At 37.4% G+C, this 23351-nt stretch carries 24 protein-coding genes; 9 read left to right on the top strand and 15 right to left on the bottom strand.

All coding sequences use genetic code 11. The features are described from left to right. Positions 1–118: 118 nt before the first annotated feature. Positions 119–805, bottom strand: a complete 687-nt coding sequence (locus tag THC_RS07205) for an SH3 domain-containing protein (RefSeq protein WP_068515404.1) — start codon at positions 803–805, stop codon at positions 119–121. 133 nt (positions 806–938) lie between these two features. Between THC_RS07205 and dnaN the strand changes: the two genes are divergently transcribed. The 7 genes from dnaN (at position 939) to THC_RS07175 (ending at position 8393) form a co-directional block, all read left to right on the top strand. Then, positions 939–2060 (top strand): DNA polymerase III subunit beta, encoded by a 1122-nt coding sequence (dnaN, locus tag THC_RS07200; protein WP_068515400.1) that lies wholly within the window; start codon positions 939–941, stop codon positions 2058–2060. Positions 2061–2095: 35 nt separating this feature from the next. Beyond that, entirely contained in the window at positions 2096–4498 is a 2403-nt protein-coding gene (gyrB, locus tag THC_RS07195; protein ID WP_068515397.1) for a DNA topoisomerase (ATP-hydrolyzing) subunit B, read from the top strand. Positions 4499–4516: 18 nt separating this feature from the next. Next, positions 4517–5041, top strand: coding sequence for a hypoxanthine phosphoribosyltransferase (gene hpt, locus THC_RS07190; RefSeq protein ID WP_068515396.1), 525 nt, complete (start codon positions 4517–4519; stop codon positions 5039–5041). Further along, the gene (locus THC_RS09440; protein ID WP_153303653.1) at positions 5038–5181 is read left to right on the top strand and encodes a hypothetical protein; all 144 of its coding nucleotides are present in this window, start codon (positions 5038–5040) and stop codon (positions 5179–5181) included. The genes hpt and THC_RS09440 overlap by 4 nt, the downstream gene beginning before the upstream one ends. An 85-nt stretch (positions 5182–5266) precedes the next feature. Beyond that, a complete protein-coding gene (locus THC_RS07185; protein WP_068515393.1) occupies positions 5267–6985 on the top strand; it encodes a 2-oxoacid:acceptor oxidoreductase subunit alpha in 1719 nt (572 codons plus the stop codon). Continuing rightward, a complete protein-coding gene (locus THC_RS07180) occupies positions 6963–7814 on the top strand; it encodes a 2-oxoacid:ferredoxin oxidoreductase subunit beta (protein WP_068515389.1) in 852 nt (283 codons plus the stop codon). Before THC_RS07185 ends, THC_RS07180 begins: the two co-directional genes overlap by 23 nt. 102 nt (positions 7815–7916) lie before the next feature. Next, positions 7917–8393, top strand: a complete 477-nt coding sequence (locus tag THC_RS07175; protein WP_068515385.1) for a cytochrome P460 family protein — start codon at positions 7917–7919, stop codon at positions 8391–8393. Here THC_RS07175 and THC_RS07170 read toward each other — a convergent pair. From THC_RS07170 to polX, 13 genes are all read right to left on the bottom strand, one after another. After that, the gene (locus THC_RS07170; protein WP_068515382.1) at positions 8353–8910 is read right to left on the bottom strand and encodes a winged helix-turn-helix transcriptional regulator; all 558 of its coding nucleotides are present in this window, start codon (positions 8908–8910) and stop codon (positions 8353–8355) included. The genes THC_RS07175 and THC_RS07170 overlap by 41 nt on opposite strands. A 5-nt stretch (positions 8911–8915) precedes the next feature. Next, positions 8916–9155: a hypothetical protein gene (locus tag THC_RS07165; protein WP_068515378.1), complete on the bottom strand. Its 240-nt coding sequence runs from the start codon at positions 9153–9155 to the stop codon at positions 8916–8918. 19 nt (positions 9156–9174) lie between these two features. Continuing rightward, positions 9175–9390: a hypothetical protein gene (locus THC_RS07160; RefSeq protein ID WP_068515375.1), complete on the bottom strand. Its 216-nt coding sequence runs from the start codon at positions 9388–9390 to the stop codon at positions 9175–9177. Further along, positions 9374–9892, bottom strand: coding sequence for a hypothetical protein (locus tag THC_RS07155; RefSeq protein WP_148638840.1), 519 nt, complete (start codon positions 9890–9892; stop codon positions 9374–9376). Before THC_RS07155 ends, THC_RS07160 begins: the two co-directional genes overlap by 17 nt. A 168-nt stretch (positions 9893–10060) precedes the next feature. Further along, positions 10061–10432 carry a cytochrome c peroxidase gene (locus THC_RS07150; RefSeq protein ID WP_068515369.1) on the bottom strand — a complete coding sequence of 124 codons (372 nt, stop codon included), beginning with the start codon at positions 10430–10432 and terminating at the stop codon, positions 10061–10063. A gap of 335 nt (positions 10433–10767) precedes the next feature. Further along, positions 10768–10959, bottom strand: coding sequence for a hypothetical protein (locus THC_RS07145; protein WP_068515360.1), 192 nt, complete (start codon positions 10957–10959; stop codon positions 10768–10770). A 22-nt stretch (positions 10960–10981) separates the two neighbouring features. Beyond that, positions 10982–11338 carry a hypothetical protein gene (locus THC_RS07140; protein WP_068515357.1) on the bottom strand — a complete coding sequence of 119 codons (357 nt, stop codon included), beginning with the start codon at positions 11336–11338 and terminating at the stop codon, positions 10982–10984. Between the two features lie 20 nt (positions 11339–11358). After that, positions 11359–11688 carry a hypothetical protein gene (locus tag THC_RS07135; protein WP_068515354.1) on the bottom strand — a complete coding sequence of 110 codons (330 nt, stop codon included), beginning with the start codon at positions 11686–11688 and terminating at the stop codon, positions 11359–11361. A 45-nt stretch (positions 11689–11733) separates the two neighbouring features. Beyond that, positions 11734–11979, bottom strand: a complete 246-nt coding sequence (locus THC_RS07130) for a sulfurtransferase TusA family protein (RefSeq protein WP_068515351.1) — start codon at positions 11977–11979, stop codon at positions 11734–11736. 26 nt (positions 11980–12005) lie between these two features. Beyond that, a complete protein-coding gene (locus tag THC_RS07125) occupies positions 12006–13235 on the bottom strand; it encodes a YeeE/YedE thiosulfate transporter family protein (RefSeq protein WP_082706373.1) in 1230 nt (409 codons plus the stop codon). Between the two features lie 105 nt (positions 13236–13340). Further along, positions 13341–15530 (bottom strand): hypothetical protein, encoded by a 2190-nt coding sequence (locus THC_RS07120; protein WP_068515348.1) that lies wholly within the window; start codon positions 15528–15530, stop codon positions 13341–13343. An 11-nt stretch (positions 15531–15541) separates the two neighbouring features. Further along, the gene (locus THC_RS07115) at positions 15542–18019 is read right to left on the bottom strand and encodes a diguanylate cyclase (RefSeq protein ID WP_068515345.1); all 2478 of its coding nucleotides are present in this window, start codon (positions 18017–18019) and stop codon (positions 15542–15544) included. 1 nt (position 18020) lies between these two features. Beyond that, positions 18021–19739: a DNA polymerase/3'-5' exonuclease PolX gene (gene polX, locus THC_RS07110; protein ID WP_068515342.1), complete on the bottom strand. Its 1719-nt coding sequence runs from the start codon at positions 19737–19739 to the stop codon at positions 18021–18023. A 551-nt stretch (positions 19740–20290) separates the two neighbouring features. Here polX and THC_RS07100 point away from each other — a divergent pair. Next, a complete protein-coding gene (locus THC_RS07100; RefSeq protein ID WP_068515338.1) occupies positions 20291–21382 on the top strand; it encodes a D-alanyl-D-alanine carboxypeptidase family protein in 1092 nt (363 codons plus the stop codon). Between the two features lie 18 nt (positions 21383–21400). Continuing rightward, complete coding sequence (locus THC_RS07095; RefSeq protein ID WP_068515337.1) at positions 21401–22708, top strand: UDP-glucose dehydrogenase family protein; 1308 nt, start codon at positions 21401–21403, stop codon at positions 22706–22708. Here the strand turns inward: THC_RS07095 and THC_RS07090 are convergent. After that, positions 22705–23349 (bottom strand): MBL fold metallo-hydrolase, encoded by a 645-nt coding sequence (locus tag THC_RS07090; RefSeq protein ID WP_068515331.1) that lies wholly within the window; start codon positions 23347–23349, stop codon positions 22705–22707. The genes THC_RS07095 and THC_RS07090 overlap by 4 nt on opposite strands. Positions 23350–23351 lie beyond the last annotated feature (2 nt).

The following is a 23351-nucleotide window of genomic DNA, read 5'->3' as shown; positions in this document are numbered from 1 at the left end:
AACTTTAAATATCATAATTATTATTTTCCTCTGGGTCAACCTCAAAAATTGGAAAAAATATAAAGGGAAAAAATTTGAATCTAAGAGCCAGAAGGAAAGATAGAATTAACAAAATTCTTTAAAGAAACTTAAGAAGGGCTAAAAGCACCCCCAAGAAGGCAAAGCCCCCTGTGATCAGCCATTGCATAAAATTCATCCGCTTTTCTAAAGCCTCAAATCTGGCATTCATAGCCTCAAAGCGGGCATTCATCTCCTTCTGCAGAGCCTCAAAGCGGCTGTTCATATCCCTCTGCAAAGCCTCAAATCTAGCATTCATAGCCTCAAAGCGGGTGTTCATGTCTATTTGTAAAGCCTCAAATCTGGCATTCATAGCTTCAAAGCGAGTATTCATTTCTTTCTGTAAAGCCTCAAAGCGAGTGTTCATATCCTTCTGTAAAGCCTCAAATCTGGCATTCGTAGCCTCAAAGCGGGTGTTCATCTCCTTCTGTGAGGCCTCAAACCTTTCATTCATAGCCTCAAATCTTGCATTCATCTCTCTCATCAAACTTTCAAATCTCTTTTCTTCAAGCTCCCTTAAAGCCTTCAATTCCTCTTCCACACGAACAATTCTCTCAAGAAGAGTTAACTCCTTTTGTCGCTCAACACTTATCTTTAGCCTATTTTCCATAAATTCAAGAAACTTTTCCTCAAGTTTTGCCCATATCTCAGCGCTAATACTTTCTTTGAATTCCTCCCCAAAACTACTCCGAAAAACCCCTTTAATTGCCTCATTCAGCTCTTCAGAGCTAAGGTTAGGGCCTTGCATTTATCTTCCTCCGCATGTTTTCTTTTTATTATATTCAAAAAATTCAAAAAATAAAGGGCAAAATCCCTAAAAAGGGTGACAAAAAAGGGGATTGTGCTATAATATATAAAAATTTTCACGCAAGGGGGCTCCTATGCAGGCTAAACTTGACAAATCGCACCTTGAAAAGCTTCTAAAAAGGGCAGATGGAGTAGCTGATAAAAAGGCCTCCATGGCTGTTCTCTCAATGGCTCTTCTCAACTTTGAACCAGAAGAAAAAACCCTCTATATCACTACAACTGACCTTGAACAGGGTTTCAGAGGAAGAGTGCCTGCAGATATTGAAGGAGAAAGGCTCTCCTTTTGCGTCCCCTGCCGAAGATTCCTTGAAATAATTAAAGACTTTCCTGAAGAGGAGGTCTATCTCCTTAAAGAGGACTCTCGTCTCATCATAAGAGATGAAGAAGAAAAGGAGCTCTACGAGCTTTCAGTCATGGATAGTGAAGAATTTCCAAGTCTCCCTGAATTTTATGAAGAAAATCTCCTTGAAATTCCTGGAAAGGTCCTAACTGAACTTATTAGAAGCACCATCTTTTCAGCCTCAAAGGATGAGGCCAGATTTGTCCTGGGAGGGATCTATCTTGAACCTATGCGAGAAAAAGGAGTTCTTCGGGCTGTTGCCTCAGACGGACACAGACTTGCCCTTTTGGACAGAGAGGTTCTCGGGCTTGATAGCTCCTCGCTTAAAGAAGGATTCATCATCAGCAAAAAAGGGGCTGATATGATGGCTGATCTTTCCGAGGAGGAGCTTATAGTCAAATTTGGCTTTGTTAATAACTATGTTGTGCTCTTTTTTAGCGATGGCTTTTTCTTTACCAGAACCATTGAAGGCTCCTTTCCAGATTATAGGGCGGTTATACCCCAGGATTTTCAAAATAAACTCAAAATTGATAGAAAACTCTTTCTGGATGCCTGCAAAAGAGCCTCCAATGTAATCTCTGAAAAATTCAAACCTATCCGCTTAAGTCTTACTTCTTCCGAAATCACCATCTCCTCCCCTGAGGGAGATACCTCCAGAGCAAGGATTAGGCTTAGTGCAGAATATGAAGGTTCTCCTTTAACTATAAGTTTCAATGCTGTCTATCTTATCTCAGCCTTGGAGAATATGAAGTCCGAAGAAGTTGAGGTAAAAATTAATGATGAGAGATCCCCTGCCCTGATAACAGGCTTTCGAGATGAGGGTTTCCTTTATCTTCTTATGCCTATGGTAATTTAGACCTGAACAAAAATCTTCAAGGGGTGAAGTCTTTCATGGAAAGATATGAAGCTGAAAGTATAAAGGTTTTAACAGGCCTTGAAGGAGTTAGAGTCAGGCCTGCTATGTATATAGGTTCAACGGACATTTATGGGTTTCACCACCTTCTCTGGGAAGTGCTTGATAATGCTGTTGATGAAGCCTTAGCTGGATATGCTTCAGAAATAAAGGTAAGCCTTAACAAAGATGGGTCTGCCTGTGTAGAGGACAATGGAAGAGGGATCCCCGTTGATATCCATCCTGAAGAGGGTATCTCAGCCTTAGAAATAGTTATGACAAGGCTTCATGCTGGGGCTAAGTTTGACCACGGGGCCTACAAAGTTTCAGGTGGGCTTCACGGAGTAGGGGTTTCTGTTGTTAATGCCCTTTCCGAATGGTTAAAAGCCGAGGTCTATAGAGATGGAAAAATTTACTTTCAGAGTTACAAAAGAGGTGTCCCTGACGGAGTAGTTACAACCATTGGTCAGACCTCAAAGCACGGAACCAAGGTTTGCTTTAAACCAGATCCGGAGATCTTTGGAAGTAATCTTGAATTTGACTTAGAGATTGTCTCCAAAAGGATAAAAGAACTTGCTTATTTAAATCCCCAGGTAAAATTTTACCTCATGGATGAACGGATTGGGTATGCTGAAAAGTTTCACTATAAAGGGGGGATTGCAGAACTTGTCAAGGCACTAAATCAAAAAAAAGAAGCCCTTCACAATAAAGTTATTACCATCTCCGGGGAAAAGGACAATATTGTTGTTGAGGTTGCCCTTCAATATAACTCAGGATATACCGAAACCATTTACAGCTATGTAAATAACATTCATACCAAAGAAGGTGGAACCCATGTGGTTGGTTTTAGAGCTGCCCTTACTAAAGCTGTAAATAGATATCTTGACTCAGAAAAACTCCCTAAGCAATTCAAAATCAAAGTTGAGGGAGAAGATGTTCGTGAGGGCCTAACTGCAGTTATCTCCCTGAAAGTGCCAGAGCCTCAGTTTGAAGGACAGACCAAAATGAAATTAGGAAATAGCGAGGTCAAACCCCTTGTTGAATCCCTCGTTTATGAAGGACTCCTTAAATTTTTTGAAGAAAATCCAGGAGAGGCCAAAAAGATTCTTCAAAAGGTTATTACTTCTGCTAAGGCCAGAGAGGCCTCCCGTAAAGCCAAAGAACTTGTTAGAAAAAAGAGTGAGATTGAAGAATTTCTTACAGCTGGTAAACTGGCTGACTGCACTGAAAGGACCCCAGAAAACAGAGAACTTTTTATAGTTGAAGGAGACTCAGCTGGAGGCTCGGCCAAACAGGCAAGAGATAGAAAATTTCAGGCTATACTGCCTCTGCGAGGAAAAATCCTTAATGTGGAAAAGGCCAATTTTGAAAAGATGCTTGCCTCAGAGGAAATAAAAAGCCTCATTGCAAGCCTTGGAACAGGCATTGGCCCTGATAGCTTTAATGCAGATCGCTGTAAATATCATAAGATCATCCTTATGACCGATGCCGATGTAGATGGAGCTCATATTCGCACCCTGCTTTTGACTTTTTTCTATCGCCAGATGCCTGAAATTATTGAAAGGGGCTGGCTTTACATTGCTCAACCTCCTCTTTACAGAGTAGCCGAAGGAAAAAAAGAGACCTATATCAAAAATGACGAAGAACTGGATAGATATATTTTTAAAAGAATTCTGGGAGATTTGAAGGTTTTAGTCAAAAAGGAGGGAAGTCCTATCAGTGAAATCAAAGAGCCTATCAAATTTTTTCAAAATCTGTCCCATCTGGAAAAAAATCTCCTCAATCTTACCAAGAAAAATTATCCCCCCAAGGTGGTTTTACTGCTTCTCAAAGAAAACATAAAGGCCCTGACAGATTTTGAGTCTGAAGAAGTAGTTGAAAAACTTTCTCAATCTGCCAAGGCCTTAAACTTCAAAATTTCCAGGGTCAAAAGTAGCACCTATAATCCCAAATACTTTGAATTTTACCTTTATTCCCAGGGGGACACCTATAGCTTTTGTAAAATTGGGCCTGAATTAATTTTAGAGAAAGACTATAGAGAGGCCTCAAGAATATTTGATACTCTGAGAGATTACGCAGGGCTTGACCTTGAAATTAAATTAAAGGAGACCCAAAAAGTATTTTCTGACTTTCTCCTCCACTTAACGGAAATTCTTACCTTTTTACGGGAAGAAGGAAGAAAGGGGCTTTACATTCAGAGATATAAAGGCCTTGGGGAAATGAACTCTCAGCAACTCTGGGAAACCACCATGGATCCCCAAAAGAGAATCCTTAAAAGGGTAACTATTCAGGATGCAGAAAAGGCAGATGAGATGTTCTCTGTGCTTATGGGGGAAAATGTGGAGCCCCGTAAAGAATTTATCTATGAACATGCCTTGGAATATAGAGAGCTTGATGTATAATCTAAAAAGAGCTAAGCCATGGAAGAGTTAAAAGAGCTCCTTTCTCCTGAGACCATTCAAAAAAGGGTAAAAGAGCTTTCTGAAACTATTGAAAAAGATTTTTTAAAGGAGCCCCTTGTCTTGATAGGAACCCTTAAAGGAGCCTTCATCTTTCTATCCGACCTTGCCAGAAAGTTAAAAGGAAAAGAGGTGCAAATAGACTTTGTGCGAGTAAAAAGCTATGGGCTTTCAGACACATCCTCGGGTGAAGTAGTTATTACCAAAGATATAGAGCTTCCCATAGAGGGCAAAAATGTTATTGTTGTTGAGGATATAGTGGATACAGGGCTCACGCTAAGCTTTCTACTGAAGCATTTAAGTCTTCATAAACCCAAAGCTTTGAAAGTCTGCGCCCTGATTGACAAAAAGGAAAGACGCAAGGTTGAGGTAAAGGTTGATTATGTGGGTTTTACCTTGGAGAGAGGCTTTCTCGTGGGATATGGCCTTGATTACGCTGAAAAATACAGGCATCTTCCAGGAATTTATGAGGTTATTAAAAGATGAGTGAAAAGCAAAGCCTCTGGAAGCGTTATAAAAGATTTGTCTTTACCTATCTCAGAGAAAGTCCCTGGTATCTCTGGATCCTAAGAATCACAGGAGCCATTCTTATTGCCTACATCTTAATCAAAGGCCTTGGCCTTTAAAAATTTTTTTCAAATTGACTCTTGACTTTTGCTAATCTCAAAAGTATTCTAATTAAAAAATATTTTCTTTTAATTACTTTGAAGTATGGATTATTCTATAAAAATTGGTGGAGAAGCTGGTCAAGGGATACAGACCATCGGAGATCTTTTAGCTCACATTTTTTCTAAAGCAGGCTATTATGTTTTTACCCATCAGGATTATGAATCACGCATAAGAGGAGGGCATAACTTTTATCAGATCAGATTTTCTGATAAACCGGTAAGTGCCTCAAAAAGAAAGATTCATCTTCTTCTTGCCCTTGACAAGGAAAGCATTCCTCTTCATTTTGAAGAACTTGATTCCACAGGCCAAGTTCTCTACGATTCTTCCCATCTTAAAGATAAATTTGAAGACCCAAGATTTCTTGATGTTCCTCTTTTTGAGATTGCCAGAACAAAAGGCGGCTCTCCAATTACTGCTAATACTGTGGCTGTAGGGGCTGTAATAGGAATGCTTGGGATGTCTCCTGAGATTATGTATGATCTTTTAAAGAAAACCTTTTACAAAAAAGGAAAAGAAGTCCTTGAGGCCAACTTAAGGGCAGCTGAGGAAGGCTATAACTATGCCAAAGAAAAATGTTTAGCCTGTAATTTTTCTTTGGCTTCCTTTAGTGAAAGCAAATATTTAATCACTGGAACAGAAGCTATTGGAATTGGAGCTCTTTCAGCCAATGTAAAATTCTATGCGGCCTATCCCATGACCCCTTCAACGGGAATTTTCAATTTTATTGCAGAACATGCTGAAGAGTTTAATATCATGGTAGAGCAAGCTGAAGATGAAATTGCTGCCATTAATATGATTATTGGCGCTTCCTATGCTGGGGTTAGATCCATGACAGGAACTTCTGGGGGAGGATTTGCTTTAATGGTTGAGGGTTTAGCCTTGGCTGGCATGACAGAGACCCCTATAGTAATTGTTCTTGCTCAAAGACCAGGCCCTGCAACAGGTCTTCCCACAAGAACTGAACAAGGCGATCTTTTATTTGCTCTCTTTTCAGGGCATGGAGAATTTCCAAAAATTGTTTTTGCTCCAGGCACCCCTGAACAGGCTCTCCACCTAACAAATAAGGCTTTTGATCTTGCAGAAAAGTATCAAGTGATCTCTATCATCCTGATAGATCAGTATCTGGCAGATTCTCAATGGAGTTATTCAAAAATAGATACCTCCAGATTGATTTATAAGAATTACCGATTGACCGGTGAAGAGCTTCAAAAAATAGAGGTTTATAAAAGACACCTTTTTACAGAAACAGGAATTTCTCCTCTTGGAATACCTGGAACATCAACTCATTTAATTATTACTGACAGCGATGAACATGATGAAGAAGGCCACTTGATAGAGGATGCAGAAATCCGAAAAAAGATGGTTGAAAAAAGACTTTTCAAAAAACTTTCTTTAATCAAAAAGGAAATTTCCCAACCCCTTTTTTATGGAGCAGAGGACCCTGAGATTGTTTTGATATGCTGGGGTTCCCTATACGGAATAGTTAAAGAGGTAGTAGATATTCTTAAGAAGGACCACCCTGTTTGCATGCTTCATTTCAGTGAGATCTATCCCTTTTCAGAGGATAAAACCTGGCAAAGACTTCTTGAAAAAGCCAAATTGGTAATAAACATTGAGCAGAATGCAACCAGTCAGTTTGCAAGGCTTTTAAAAATGGAAACCGGCCTTACAATTAAACATCATATTAACAAATATGATGGAAGACCCTTTCTGATTGAAGAAATGGAGGAAAAGATCCGTGGCCTCATTAAAGGATTTTAAAGGTTTAACTCCAGCCTGGTGTCCGGGTTGTGGGAATTTTGCTATTCTTAAAGCCTTTAACGAGGCCATGGTAGAATTAAATATTAATCCACACGAAATAGTCATAGTTTCAGGAATTGGACAGGCAGGTAAATTCCCACACTATACGAGATGCAATACCTTTAATGGCCTTCACGGTAGAACCCTACCTGTAGCAACAGGAATAAAGCTTGTCAATCCAAACTTAAAGGTCATAGCAGTTGCTGGAGATGGAGACTGTTATGGAGAAGGAGGAAACCATCTAATTCATGCTATTAGAAGAAATGTAGATATCAAACTCTTTGTGCACAATAATCAGATCTATGGATTAACCAAGGGCCAGGCCTCTCCTACTTCCACAAAGGGAATGAAAACTAAAACTCAACCCTTTGGAGTGATTTCAGAGCCTTTAAATTCTTTACTTTTAGCCATTGCCCTTGACTGCTCCTTTGTGGCAAGAGGCTATGCGGGGAAGGTGGAACATCTTAAAAGCCTTATAAAAGAGGCTATCCTTCATAAAGGATTTGCTTTACTTGATATTCTGCAACCCTGTGTGACCTTCAATAAGATTAACACCTATGAATGGTATAACCAACGGGTCTATTTCCTCGACTCTTTTTATGACCCAACTAATAAAGTCCTTGCCTTTGAAAAAGCCATGGAATGGGGAGATAAAATTCCTCTTGGTATTCTTTACAAAAAAGAAAAAAACTCTTTTGAGGAGCAAATCCCAGTCCTTAAAAATGGTCCTCTCTTTGAAAGACCCTATTATTTAGAAAAAGTTAAAAACCTGCTAGAAAAATTCAAATAATACTGAAAACTAAGTAAGTTAATAACTACAAATTCAGTTATTGACTCTTTAAAGATCAAATCTAAAATTTTTAATTAAAACTAAAAATACAGGAGGTGCCTTATGAAAAGAGCCATTTTAACCATTTTTGCTCTTATTTTAGGTTTTCCCTTTCTAACTAATGCCAGTGGTGAAAGAAAAGATTTTTATAAATATTGGTATCATGTGAAAAGCATGGTTATCTTTGATAAAAAACACCCTCTCTATGACCCTTTCTTCGGTATCCATCATGTTTATATTAACAAAAAAGGGCTCAAAACCGTACAAAATCAGGGAAAAAGAACTTTTCCAGAGGGCACAAAAATCGCAATAGTATTTTACAATCATAAAGAAGATCAAGGAGCTTTTGTTGAAGGGGAAAAGAGATTAGAGGCTTATATGATAAAAAATTCTAAGAAATATAAAAATACTGATGGGTGGGGTTATTTTGCTTATGATGCCAAGGGAAACCCTATAGTTAAAGATATGAAAGTAGATTGCCATAACTGTCATTCTCAGGTTAAGGACCAGGACTTCGTCTTTTCCCTGTGGAAAGAATAATACTTTTAGCTTTTAAAAGGGCGGGGAGAATCTTCTCCCCCTCTCTACTCAACTGATAAACCACCTTAACAGGAATTGAGGGAATTACTTTCCTTTCAATAAGTCCTATTTCTACCATAACCTTAAGATTTTCATATAAAACTTTCTGAGATAAATTTCGAAACCTTATTAATAGCTCCTTTGGTGGGGCCGGGTCCTTTAAGGCTTTTAGGATAGGAATCATCCATTTTGAAGAAAGAACTTTAAGAAAAAGAGTATTTTCCGATACTTTAGAAATTAATGAAATTAATTCATCTAACCCTGCTCCATGATCAAGATAATATAAAGTTCTTAAAGGATATCCTGAAGAAGATTTTTTATAAATAATTCCTTCTCTTTCAAGAGCTCTTAATCTGTCAAATAAAATCCTTTCGGAGATGCCAGAAATAATTCTTAAGAGCTCTGAGGGCCTTTTTGGGCCCTCCGCTAAATATTTTAAAATCTGGAGGGCCCATTTACACTCCAATAAAGTTTTCATTAATCTTATTTAAATTGACCAATTTGAAGGGCAAGGGAAACACACTTTCTACCTTCAAGGCAATCGGTAATTTCATCATCTTCAAGATAAACCTTGGCAGTTTTCCCTCCTTTTTCTAATAATACAGCATACCTATTCACTTCTTCATCAAAATATACCTTTACATCAATAGCACATTCTCCTATATCAGGAAAAATTTCTTTTATTTTGTTGCACAATACTTCAGGATCAACACCTTTAACCATATTTTCCTCCTTTGAAAAATTAATCTTTATACCATTTAAATTCCCATTCTACGATACATTTTGTTTTCCCACCTTCTTGAACTTCTTTATACTCTATTTCTACTTCTCCACTTCCGGGAAGAGGAATCTTTAAATCACCAACGGAAAAATAACCCTCCTCTATATCCTGAGCTATAGACTTGAAAAGATCACCAAGAGACTGGTAATCAAAGGGCATTTTAACCTCTTTTTTCATAAGCCACCTCCTTGTTTGTTTTTTTTATTTGTTCAAAAAGTAAATATCCTGTAAAAAAATCTGAAAAACAAATAAGTTGGTGAGGAAAAACAGATTGAATAAAAAGATTTTCAAAAGAAAATGGGAAACCTCCAGTCACTAACTTGGAAATTGCATAATGTCCCATGAGAATAATTCCATAGAAGGATATAAGCCCATTTAAAACATATGCAAGTATAAATGTTTTTCGACTTAAAAACAAGATATTTACTATAATTAAATCAAATAGTGAAAAAAAATTAGCCATAAAAAAAGAAAATTTAAAATAAACAATTTGAGGATTGAGTTCATCAGCAACAAGAAAAGGATGAACTCTATAATGAAGAATAAATCCATCAAGAGAAAGAAAAAAAAGGATTAAATAAAGGATCAAGCGTGTCTTATCTTTGAGCATAATTAAAATCTTATATAATAGCCTAATAAAATCGTTAACAAAATAGCAATAAGATGTAAGATAAACCAACCAGGTTTAAACTTCATAAAATATTTAAACATATTAGCCTCTAAGAATAACACCAATTAAATAGGTTATAAGAATTCCAAGAAAGTGAATAAACCACCAACGAAAAGTCAAAAAACTTGGTTTTTTCAAAAAATCAATAATCTTTTTTAACATATATTAGATAAAACTTTAACAGCCTTCAACTTTTTTCTTCTTAGGAGCTGCAGGGGTTTTCCCAGAAAGAGATTTAATATAAGCTACCATATCTTGCATCTCCTTAGATTTGGGATCAAGAGGTTTTCCCTTAAGAGCCATTTCAATGCAGAAATTAATAGCCTCTTCAAGGCTTTTTTGAGTTTTGCCCCCAAGCTTAAATTCTTTTTTAGATGCGGATCCCTCAAGACCCTGTCCACCTGAATGGCAGGAATTACATGATTTACCACTGGTTCCAAGCTTTGGATCATTAAATAGCTTCTTACCTTTTTCTACATCCCCCTGACCATAAGCTAAATTAACCCCCAGAGCTAAAACACCAATGGTAACTAAAACCTTTTTCAACATAACCCGCCCCCTAAATAAATTTTTTGCTTTATTATTTTAATTATAAAGACCTATTAAATCAAAGTCAAGATGAATTTTAAAAAAGGGGATCAATTTTTAAATATCCTGCTCATTTAATATTTCGCTAGAATTCGGATACTTATCCCTCTTATTTATTCCCTTGAAGAGACTTTTAGAGATAAACCGAATATTTTATAGATGCGAAAAAATTTCTGTCTCTAAAAATTTTTAAATTAGAAAATACTTTTTACTAAAGATAAAATGAAAAGTGATTTGTTAATCCCTATTAATAATCGGAGATTTAAAAAGGGGGCAAAGCCCCCTTTTATTTAATTTTACCACCAGGAGATTGTTTTATCCGCTTCCCAAATAAGATCTATGAGTTTATCATAGTCTGCATCACTCTTTGCCTCAAAGAGATTAAACTCAATTACTTCATGCCCTTTTTCTTTAAATTTAGCGACTATTTTTTTAATATCTTCATTTTCTGCGCTAACTTTATGTCTATAAACATTAAGTATCTTCATATACAACCTCCTTTATCACAAATTAAGCACACTGAGGTGGTGCCTGAACTTTTTGAGCTGGAAGCCCATATCCTACTATAAAATCACATTCCAGAATCTTTTCTACCACATCATCAAGGGTAGCTTCAGCAAGCTCCCACTCTTGAAGATTAAAATTTTTGGTCTCCTCATCCATAGTTTCAGTAACTGCATAGAATTCACCTTCCATATCTCTAATCCAGGCCAGATTTTCTTCCAGATATTCGCTTTTACCTGGCATCTTTTGATAAAAGATGTAAGTATAAGAATACATATTCTCCACCGCAAGCCCAAGGGCTGATCTCATTCCATCAGAAATAAAAGATCTATTGGCAATTAAAAAACATACTTTATAACTCATAACTTACCTCCTTTCTAAGATTACAATACAAAATATTTACCTACTTCCTCAATAAGCTCGCCGTGAAAGGCCTGAGTTCTCATCTGTTTTTCTGTAAGCCCCATATTGTGATACTCTGGCTCATAACCTTCACAGGCAAAGGCTGCTACACAAATAGCCAGATCCTCTTCGGGGATCCTATTCCTGAGTTTTTGAAAATCAGGGTGCACTACTAAATGAGTTGATTTAAAAGTAAAAAAGATTTTAACCTTTTTGCCCTTTCTATAGGCAGCTTCAACTATTTTTACTAATTCATTAATATGAATAGGTGAGGTCACAAAAATTCCTAATTTATCTGGATCCTTTGACATAACTTACCTCCTTTTTTGTAATAATATCTACCAATTCTTTATAAACTATTTTTTCCTGATAAAATATCTTGTATATCCGGACTCATCAATCATTCCTAAAAATTCATGTCCTTCTTTTTTACACATACTGGGAATATCATTTTTACTGCCAGGATCAGTGCCTAAAACCTCCAAAATCTGGCCAGAGCTTAGCTTCTGCAAGGCCTTTTTGGTTTTAAGCATAGGCATTGGACAAGACAAACCCTTACAATCCAGCACTTCATCAGCTTTAATACTGCTTAAATCAACCATGGCTCTCCCCTCCTAATGAAGTTTTTTTATAACCCAATTACAAATTTTTCGGTCTTTTCGTTCCAATCTACAAAAAGATACCATAAAAATATTACTAAAGCAAGAATAATAAAAGCACCTCCATACCCAAAGATATCAGGAAGATAAACTGCAGAACCAAGTAAGCCTTTATCCCATACCTCCCAGACATTATCTAAATAATATCTAAAAATAGCATTGGTTAAGGCAAAAAAGACAACCACGATCATCAACTTTACCTGGCCCTCACCTACCCTCCAGAGAGATCCAGAACCACATCCCCCTGCAACTACCATAGCTGCACCAAAGATTACTCCACCAATAAGAGAGCCCCAAATAAATGTGGGAGTAACATACACCATGGGTTCACGAATACCAGCCATTTTAATAAATAAAATTCCTAAGGTCGCTAACAATATACTCAAAACTACTCCTCTTGCCATAGTAGCTTCACCAGAAAGAAAAGGTTCTCTAAAGGCATTTACAATACAAAATCTGGAACGATGCATAACAAAGCCAATCCCAGCTGTAAGTAAAAAGGCTCCCCCAAGAAGGGCCCCATTTTCTCTTTCACTATTAAAATAACCATAAGTTCCAAGGACTAACACAATTAAAGCAATTATTCCCAATATAGGATTCAACTTTCTGGTATTTATTTCCACCCCCCCCTGAGAGGAAAGGTGTTCAAGCTCCCAAAGAAGGTATTTGACCCCAATAAAGACCCCCACCATAAGCCCAAGCATCATAGCCACACCGCCAGCAGAAAGATTGGCAATGGCCATATAAAAACCACCAATGTTACACCCCTGAGCAAGGGCAGAACCAATTCCCATTAAAATTCCAGCAACAACTCCCTTAATGATCTCAAGCTTAGGTGGAATACGGATTCCAAATTCCTGAGCAAGGGTTGCTGAAAGAAAAGCCCCAAGAATAAGCCCAAGATCAAGAACCGAAGAAGAAAACCAAAGAGGATGAGGCGGAGCCTCATCTAAAAAACCAACTCCATATAAAACCCACTCCCCCCAATTTCTCAACCCCCCCACAATTCCCCAGGGACGATACCACATCTCAAGTAAAATTACTAATAAAGCCAGTAAAACACCACCAGTAATAGGAGAATAATTAGATCTAAAAACTGATCCATAAAACTCTTTCCAGGTATCTTTTAGAGACATATCCCCCCTCCTGGAAAATTTTTGTTTTATCTTATATAAAACCCTTTTGATTGTCAAGACCATCTTAGGGCAATTAAGCTAAAATATGGCAAGTTAGGAGCTTTCTTCAAGTTTTTTTTATTGATTTTTAAACCTAAAGATAAAAATTATACTATATTTTTTAATAATTCATTTTTCTATAATATTATCAGAAAAAGCTTTGCTTAAAGGGTGAGTTTCACGGATTAAAATAGTTAGTCCATGGGAATTTAACTTTCTAAAAAACCGGTGCAATTCCTCAAGGTCTAAGATTGATAAGCCCTGAAAGGGATAAAAAAGAATCAAGAAATCGAGTTTACTTCTTTGCCTGAGGTTACGGAGAATTTCAATCCTTAATCTTTCACCTCCGGATAGTTCTGGAAGGCTCTGAGAAAGCTTAAGATAAGAAAGTTTAAGTTCCTTTAACCAACCAAGAATCTCTTTTATCTCAAATATCTGAGTGAAAAGTTCAAGAGCCTCTTCAAAGGTAAAATCAAGGATCTCACTAATTTTAAAACCCCGATAAGTAAGATTTAAAACCTCATAATTCAATCTCTTCCCAAGGCATTCTTCACAGAGACTTTTAAGGGTATAAGTCTCAAGCATTAAGGTTTTATATCCCTTGCCTTTACAGGTTGAGCAAAGGCCTTCCTGGGTATGAAAACTAAAATGCCTCTTAGTCAACCCCTTAGCTTTGGCAGAGGGAAGAGCCAATAAAATCTCTCTCCAGAGCCCCCAGATTCCCAGATAATCCACAAGGAAATTATCTCCCCTTTTATCAAAAATCCCTTCCCCTTCCATAACTTTGTAGCCAAGTGCAGAAAGCTCTCTCACAAAATTCCTTAATTCAAAATCCTTCTCTGAACCCGTTGCACCGTAAAAAAGATTTATCCCCCTCAAAAGGATCTTAATCATCTTTTCCTCTTTATAAATTTCAAGAAAGTCCTCTGGTTTGAATTCCTTTTTGGGAAAGCTAATTGATTTTTCAAAGTAAGGATACAGAAGGCTTTCTTTGTCTTTTAAATAATCTTCAACAGGTAAGGCCCTGAGGAGATAACCTCCCTTTTCCCCAGCCTCCGGTCCAAGCTCTATAACAAAATCTGCTTTCCGAATAAAATCAAGATCGTGTTCAACCAGCAAAAAGGAATTTCCCTGAGCAAGGATCTCTTTAATTAATGCAAGGAGTCTTCCCCTATGCGTCTCATCAAGACCAAGGGTTGGTTCATCCAGTATATAGAGAACTCCTTGAAGGTCTGCTGAAAAAAGCAAGAGTATCTCCAAAAGCTTTCTCTCCCCCAGAGAAAGTTCAAAAACTGGAGTGGAAAGCCTTAAATAATCTGCCTTTAAAAAGCCTGCCTTTTCAAGGACTTTTAAATAATTTTCCCAGATAGTTTTCTCTTCAGACTTAAGGTTATTTAAAAGAAAGTTTTTAAACTCCCCAAGGCTCATGGAAAGGATTTTATATAAAGGTGTGGAGTAGAGCTCACTTTCTAAGTAAGCTCTTTCATATTTAAGGCCTCCACAATTTGCGCAGGGAATTTTCTCTTTAAATCCAACTCCCTTACAGAGGGAACATTTTTGTAAGCTCTGATTCAAGGAGTTTCCGCAGGAAAAACAACTACCCCCAAGGTTGAAGTTAACTCTTTCTCTATCATCTAAGAACTCAAATACTATTCTTCCGCGATTTATGCTCTTAGCAACTCTAAGGTTCTCCAAGAGTCTTGAAAGGGTTTTTTCCTCCTTAATCATCCTGTCAAAGAGCAAAAGAACCTCTTTAAAATTGGCTGGAGCCTCCTCTTCTGAGAGATCAATCTCCCTTCCATCAAAAAAATAACGAGTAAAACCCTGAGAAAGAAGATAATTCAGAGCCTTGGGAGAGGACTCAGACAGAGGTAACATTAAATAAAATCTCTTTCCCTCAGAAAGGCCTTCAAACCACTTTATAACCTGTTGTAAAGAGTGAATCTCATTTAAAGCACTGCAAATGGGGCACCTGATTTTACCTTTTTCCACAAAAAGAGCTTTTATAAACCGAGAGAGCCCAAGAATTTCAGAAACATTTTTATAGGGATACCAGTTTCTCACTCCCTGAGCAAGGGAAACAACAGGAGGGATAGGGCCCCTTAATTGACCCTCTATATTTTCCTCTACACCTAAGGGGATTGCATAGGTTTGAAGTAGTTTAAGGCGTAACTCTGCTAATTTAGCAATGGTATCAAAGGCAAGGGAGCTTTTACCTGAACCTGAAGGACCAGTAATTATAACAAGCTGGTTCAAGGGAACTTTTAAGTCAAAACCTTTAAGATTGTGAGTTGAGGCTCCCTTTAGCTCAAGGAACATAAAAATGTGACTTATTTGAAAACAACTCGGTTTCTACCTTCAGCCTTGGCCTGATAAAGCCTTGTATCCGCTTTTTTGATAAGTCCTTCGTAATTAAGGGCATCTGCAGGATATTCGGCCACACCAAAGGAAGCGGTTAGTTTAATAGTTTGGCCTTCTGAAATTAAAATTTCATGCTTCTCAAGAGCCTTTCTTATCCTTTCTGCCACTAAGACTGCACTATCCTTAGAAATTTCAGGAAGCATTATCAAAAATTCTTCACCTCCAAACCTGGCAAAATAATCCATACCTCTTATAAGAGAGCCTACAAGGTCAGAAAACTCCTTTAAAATTCTATCCCCCACAAAATGGCCATAAGTATCATTTATTTTCTTAAAGTGATCTAAATCTGCAAGGATGATACTGAAAGGTTTTCCGGTTCTTTTGGCCTTTTTCTCCTCCTTTTTAAGCATCTCAATAAGAAATCTCCGGTTATAAATCCCCAGGAGTGGGTCCCTTATGGAAAGCTCTCTATATTCTTTTATTAATTTCATCTGATTTAAATAAATATTAAAGATCTGAACCTTATCTTCCAGGAATTTGAGCTCTTCCTCTGTAAAAGGTTTTTCTCTTATTAAAGTTAAAACTCCCTGAACACGCCCTTCAAAAATAAGAGGAATACAAAAGTGAGGAAGATCAGGCCTTTTCAAGCGAGAACAAAAATGCTCATCTTTACCCAAAAAGCTCTTACCTGTTATATAAACTCTGCACTCCTTGGCCTCTCTACTTAAGCAATCATTCCAGTATTCCTTTTTCCCCGCAAGGTAGGTAGTTTTTATCTCCTCTGTTTGACTATCAACTTCAAAATAGTGAAAGGTATCTACTTTTTCTAATAAAAACTTTTCTATAACTTGAAAAAGCTCTTCTTCAGTTCTGGCATAATTAAGAGAGTTAGCAAAGGCATAAAAGGACGAAAGGATTAGATAACGCTCCTGAAGAGCCCTCTCATACTCTAAGCCTTCTTTTATATCCCTGGCATTTATAATGATATAAAAATCTCCATTTAGAATAACTGCCTTGGCCTTAATCTCAACAGGAATAAGATTTTGATTAATATCCCTGTAAAACCTTCTTCCCTTAATTTCTACTCCCTTTTTAATAAGGAGCTCCATATTTTTTCTCAAATCCTCTTCTGATAAATCTACAATATCAAAAATGGTTCTATTTTTAATCTCCTCATCCGAAAACCCCAGTGCCTTTTTAAAGGCAGTATTGGCAAAACGAATTCTTCCATCTTTATCTATGACAAAGATATAATCAAGAGAATTATCAAGAAAACTCTTTAAAAAGCGGATTTCCCTTTGATAATTCTCCTCTTTGATAAACTCATAGGTAATATCTCTTAAAAAAAGCTTTATTTTGCCTTCTTTTATTCCAAAATCAAGATAAGTGCCAGTGACCTCATAAATTTTCCCATCTTGTCCCTTTATCTTTTCTTTATATATCATTTTTTCTCTTTTTAAGAGTCCATAAACCCTATTCCAATCATCAAAATCAATAAGGGTGTATATATCTCTTTCTACATATTTTTCCCCAAGATTTTTCTTGGCAAAATCGTTCATCCAGGTAATCCTACATTCACTATCACATTCAGAAAGCTCAAGCACAATCTCAGGTAATAGGGAAATAAAGCTTTTAGCTTGTTTGAGATTGCTTTCAAGAAAATCAGCATAAGTGCAGGTAAGACTTTGCACAAAATCCCTTTGAGATAAAACCCCGAGAGCTCTTCCCTCATCATCCACTACCACTAAATGTCTGATATTATATTTCTTAAAAAGGTCAATCCCTTTTATAATTGGATCTTTTATACCTACTGTAAAAACCTTTTTGAGCGCTACCTCTTTAAGAGGGGTTTTTAAATTATCAGAATCAAGGGTTAAAAAATCCTTTTCTGTAATTATTCCAATGGGTCTTAAGCTGGCATCCAAAATAGGAAGGGATCCCACATTGTGCTGGACCATCTTTGAAAGAGCTATATCTAAAGTATCAGACTCTTCAGCATAAATAAGTTTATCCTTCATCTCAAGAAGATCACGGATTTTCCCTTCTCCCTTAAAAAGTTCAGCTGAAGAGTGAAGAATAAGATCCTGCTGAGTTATAACTCCTTCAAACTCCCCTTTATCATTTACAACTATAAGTCTTCTAATAAAATTCTCAGTCATGATATTAAAGGCATTAAAAAGGGTATCCTTGCTTTTAATTTTAAAAAGCTCTCTTTTGGCTAAATGAAAAGCAGGAGTATCTAATGAATATTTTTCATGGAGAGCTTTTAAAACATCTCGCTCAGTAATTATCCCCACAGGTTTGCTGTCTTTAATAAAAACAGCAAAATTTCTTTCATATTTCTGAAAAAGCTTTAGCAAATCCTTAAGGGTTATATCAATGGGGGGAGTTAAGATCTCTGTGTCTTTGAGAAAATTTTTTATGGGTAATTGTAATAAGTAAAACATTTTACTTTCTAAGACCTCTTAACCATTCCATAAATTTATCATAAGTAAAAGTATTTAAAAGATCCTTTTTTTCGCACCAACCTCTTCTTGCTACAGAAACCCCAAGCCTTAAATACTCCATTTGATCCACTATATGGGCATCAGTACCAATAATAAGAGGAATACCCATTTCTACACAGGCCTTAACATGTATATCATTAAGATCAAGTCTTTTATAATAGCAATTTATCTCAAGGGCTTTACCGTGTTCCTTAGCAGTCTTCATCACCTCTTCCATGTTCACTGCATAAGGCTCCCTTTCCCCTATTACTCTCCCGGTAGGATGAGAAAGGGCATGCACTAAGGGATGTTTTAAAGCAGAGACTATTCTTTGGGTTATCTGCTTTTCCGTCTGCTGAAAACCTGTATGAATAGCTGCAATAACAAAATCAATTTCCTTTAAGACTTCATCAGGATAATCAAGGGTGCCATCAGAAAGAATATCTACTTCTGCTCCAAAGACAAGTTTAACTTTTTTGGATCTTGCATTGAGTTCTTCAATTCTTTTTTTCTTTTTAAAAAGGTCTTCAACCGGGACTCCTCCTGCAACCTTTAGCCCCTGAGAGTGATCACAGACAGCAACCCAGGAAAGCCCCATTGCTTCTGCCTTAGCCATAATTTCTTCAAGACTTGCCATTCCATCACTGTATTTTGAATGCACATGTCCATCCCCTTGGATATCTTCGTAGTTTACCAGTTGGGGGAGTCTTCCCTGTAGGGCTGCCTCAATTTCCCCTCTATCCTCCCTTAACTCAGGAGGAATAAAGGGAAGCCCGAGGATTGCATAGACCTCCTCCTCAGTTTTCCCAGCGATTCTCTCTTCACCACGAAAAACTCCATATTCATTTATTTTTAAGCCCCTCTCTAAGGCAAGTTCTCTTATTCTTATATTATGAGCCTTTGACCCGGTAAAATAAGCAAGAGCAGAACCCCAGGCGGAAGGTTCAACCACCCTCACATCCATCTGCATCCCCATTTTTAGGCGAACACTCGTTTTGGTCTCCCCAAAGGCAAGGACCTCTTCAACCAGGGGAAGGCTTGATACCACCTTCATAACCTCAAGGGGGTGGGTAGAGGTAATAAGAACATCTATGTCTTTAACAGTCTCCTTTCTTCGCCTTATACTTCCTGCAACCTCAATCTGAAGAAGGGGAGCCCTGGATTTTATCAAAGCGATAACCTCTTCTGCCAGAGGTAAAACCTCACCTAAGGGCCTTCTCCCTGTCTTCTCTTTGATTAGTTTAATTCCTTTTAAGATATTTTCCTCAGTTTTTAAACCAAAACCAGGCAATTTAGCAATTTTATGCTGAAGACAGGCCTTTTCGAGTTCATCAAGAGAAATAATCCCGTATTTTTCATAAATAGCCTTGACCTTTTTTGGACCAAGGCTTGGAATCTCAAGAAAATTGAGTAAAACCGGGGGAATCTCCTTTTTAAGGTTTTCATAAAGACTGAGGGTTCCGGTTTTTAAGATCTCCTTAATTTTTCCAGCAAGATCCGCACCGATACCCGGCAGATTTTCAAGCCTTCCCTCCTTAGCCAGTTCCTCTATATCTTTGGTTAAGGATTCAATGGTTTGAGCAGCCCTTTCATAGGCCCTTATCCTAAAAGGATTATCACCCTTTATCTCAAGAAGCTCGGCAGTTTTTCTAAAAATTTCTGCTACTTCCTTATTTTTCATATGCTATGTATTATATAAACTATAAAAAAATGGACAAGAGGTTAGGTTGCATCTATATCTTTACAACTTAAATCTGCTTCTTTGGTAATAAATCTCCCTTTTTAGCCAATAAAGAGGATTATCCTTTTATCCAAAATTTTAAAGCCTTCCCTGTATAAATTTTTTAAACCTCTTGGTTTGGTAAGGACAAACCTATGTGTTTGCCTGTTATCTGTTCCTTTACATTACGGGGCAGACATACTAAGCTTCCCCAACATTGTTGATGAAATGCATGTGTGGGTTTTTTCCTTCCTCTCACCTCTTACCTCTCACCTTTATACCTTTTTACCACCTTTCTTTTTTGAAAGGGTATGAACTTATGCAAAAGGTTAGTGAGAAAGAATGGATTTTTACAAAATTCAAAAAAAAATTTTAAAAAATGAATTTTAGTAAGGAATATCAAGGAAAAAATAGATTTTCTTCTTATTTTTTTGCCCTTTTTTATTTGACTTTTCCAAAGATTGCTGGTATATTAATTGAAGTTATCAATTCCATGCCTCAGGGGGAAAAAAATGAAAAAGATTCTAATATTTTTCTTTTTAATACTTTTTATCTCAGTCTCCCACGCAAAGGGGGAAGAAATCTCTGAGTATTATGAAAATGTTCTCTCTACATCAGCTGTGGCTTTAGATGGTGTTACCGGGCAGATTCTTTATGCCAAAAATCCAAATATCAAAATCCCGCCTGCAAGCACAGTCAAACTCTTAACGGCTATGGTTGTTCTGGACAGGCTTAATCTAAAACAAAGGGTCACTATTTCCAAAAAAGCTGACGATACTCCAAGTTCACCTCCCCATCTCAATGAAGGAGAAACCTATACAGTGGATGACCTTTTACATCTGATGTTAATTAAATCTTCCAATCAGGCAGCAGTAGCCCTTGCTGAGGCAACCGCAGGTAGTGAAGAGGCTTTTGCAGAGTTAATGAATGCTAAAGCCAGAATGCTTGGTTTAAAAGATTCCCATTTTGTTACTGCCTCCGGGCTCCCTGCCTCCAATCAATATACCACAGCCTATGAACTTGCCCTTCTATTATATGAAGCCCTGAAATATCCTCATATCAAGGAAATTATTAACCTCCCTGTCAAGGTCATTACCTCTTCACAGGGAAGAACAATCATAGTTAAAAATACAAACAAGCTCCTTTTTGAGGATGGCTTAAAGGATGAAATACTGGGTGGGAAAACAGGATATACCCGCCTTTCTAAGCACTGTCTTGTAAATGTTGCCAAGATCAAAGATCGTTTAGTTATTACCTCTTTACTTGGTGCTCCTTATAGAGATGCCCTATGGGAAGATACCAAAAGACTCCTTAATTTTGCAGAACTTGTCTTTGCAAAGAAGGCCTCTCCTCTTATCATAAATACTACGGTAAATTTGAGTATTCCTGTAAATTTTAAACCCAACAGTCTTTACAAATCATCAAAAAAAGTTGAGACCAAAAAGAAACTTCTGGCCAGACAATCTAAAAATAAGACCTATCTTTCCAAAAGCACAAAGAACAAAAAGCTTTTAGCCCAACAATCTCATAAAAAGATAAATATCTCAAAGAAAAAGACCAAAAAATTGATCACCGCTGAAGCAAAGACCAAAAAAACCTCATAAGGTCTTTACTTTTTCTCTATGCATATTTCAGTCATAGGCACAGGTTATGTTGGGCTTGTTACCGGAGCAGGTCTGGCTGACTTCGGTATGAAGGTTACCTGCGTGGATATAGATGAATCTAAGATCAAAAGATTGAAAAAGGGGCAGATTCCCTTTTATGAGCCTGGCTTAGATGATCTGGTCAAAAAAAATCTTAAGGCAGAGAGGCTCTTCTTTACCACAGATTTTGCCAAAACAGTTAAAAATTCCTTAGTTATCTTTATATGCGTTGGCACTCCACCCCTTCCAGATGGTTCAGCAGATCTTTCCCAGATAAAAGATGTAGCCTTGAGACTGGCTGAAGTAGTTGACGAATACAAAGTTATTGTTACCAAAAGCACCGTGCCTGTGGGAACCAATCGCTGGATTAAGGATCTAATTAATCAACATAAAAAAACAGATTCTGCTATTGATGTAATCTCAAATCCAGAATTTTTGAGAGAAGGAAATGCTGTTGAGGATTTTATGCATCCCGATAGGGTCATTATCGGTGGAGAAAGTGCCTATGCCATTGCCATTATAAAGGATATTTATCGCCCCCTTTATCTAGCAGAAACCCCTTTTATTATTACTAATCTTGAGACAGCAGAACTCATTAAATATGCCTCCAATGCCTTTCTGGCTACCAAAATTTCCTTTATCAATGAAATTGCTAATTTCTGTGAAAAGGTGGGAGCCGATGTAACGGTGGTTGCACAAGGCATGGGGCTTGATCCAAGAATTGGGCCTAAATTTCTCAATCCCGGGCCTGGGTTTGGAGGTTCCTGTTTCCCCAAGGATGTCAAGGCCCTCATTCATCAGGGTAGACTTAGCAGCTCCCCTTTTAAAATTCTTGAGGCTGTGCTCGAGGTTAACGAAAGGCAAAAAAGACGCGTTATTGAAAAGCTTGAGTCCTATCTGGGAGAGATTAAAAATAAGACTATAGCCATTCTTGGTCTTTCTTTTAAACCCAATACCAGTGATGTCCGGGAAAGTCCAGCTTTAGTGGTTGTACCCCACCTTTTGGAAAAGGGAGCCAAAGTCCGGGTTTATGACCCTGTAGCTATGGAAGAGTTTAAAAAAACCGTAGGAACGCTTTCTATAGATTATGCTAATTCCCCTGATGAAGCCTTAAAGTCAGCGGATGCTATGGTTATTCTTACGGAGTGGAATGAATTCAGGTTTCTTGATCTTGCTAAAATTAAAAAACTTATGAAAAATCCAGTTCTTATTGATATGCGAAATATTTACGAACCTGAAACAGTCAAAAAACTTGGTTTTAGCTATTCAGGTGTTGGAAGGATCTAACCCTCATTTATAAAGGGATTAAATCTTTTTTCATGACCAATGGTTGACACTGGTCTTGGCCCGTAGTCGTGCCCAGGATAAACCTCAGTTTCATCCGGCAAAATCAAAAGTTTTTCTTTGATTGATTTCATCATGAGTTTATAAGAACCCCCTGGTAAATCTGCTCTGCCAATAGCCTCAACAAAGAGAGTATCCCCGGAAAAAAGAACCCCCCTTTTCTCCTCATAGAAACAGACAGATCCTGGTGAGTGCCCTGGTGTATGAATTACTTTAAGATTACAGTCTCCGAAACTTAAAATCTCTCCATCCTCAAAAATACCATCAGCTCTTGGATTTTCTGGAAAGCCCCAGACCTTAAAGGTAAAAAAGTTCTCAGGATCCTGAAAAAATTTATCATCTTCCTTATGCAAAAGGAAAGGTGCTTTTAAGGTCTCTCGTAAAAAGCTTGCTCCTAAAATATGATCGGGATGTCCATGGGTTCCAAGGATGTATTTAATTTTCAGATTTAGCTCGGAAAGGGATTTAATAATTCTTGGATCGCTATCTCCTGGATCAATCACCACTCCTTCTCTGGTATTTTCGTCATAAAGGAGATAACAGCAGACCTGAAGGGGACCAACAATGAAGGTCTCTATTTTCATAC

It is taken from the genome of Caldimicrobium thiodismutans (assembly GCF_001548275.1).
GTDB classification, from domain to species: Bacteria; Desulfobacterota; Thermodesulfobacteria; order Thermodesulfobacteriales; family Thermodesulfobacteriaceae; genus Caldimicrobium; species Caldimicrobium thiodismutans.
The sequence above is the reverse complement of the archived record's forward strand: the minus strand, read 5'-3'. Positions and strand labels throughout refer to the sequence as shown.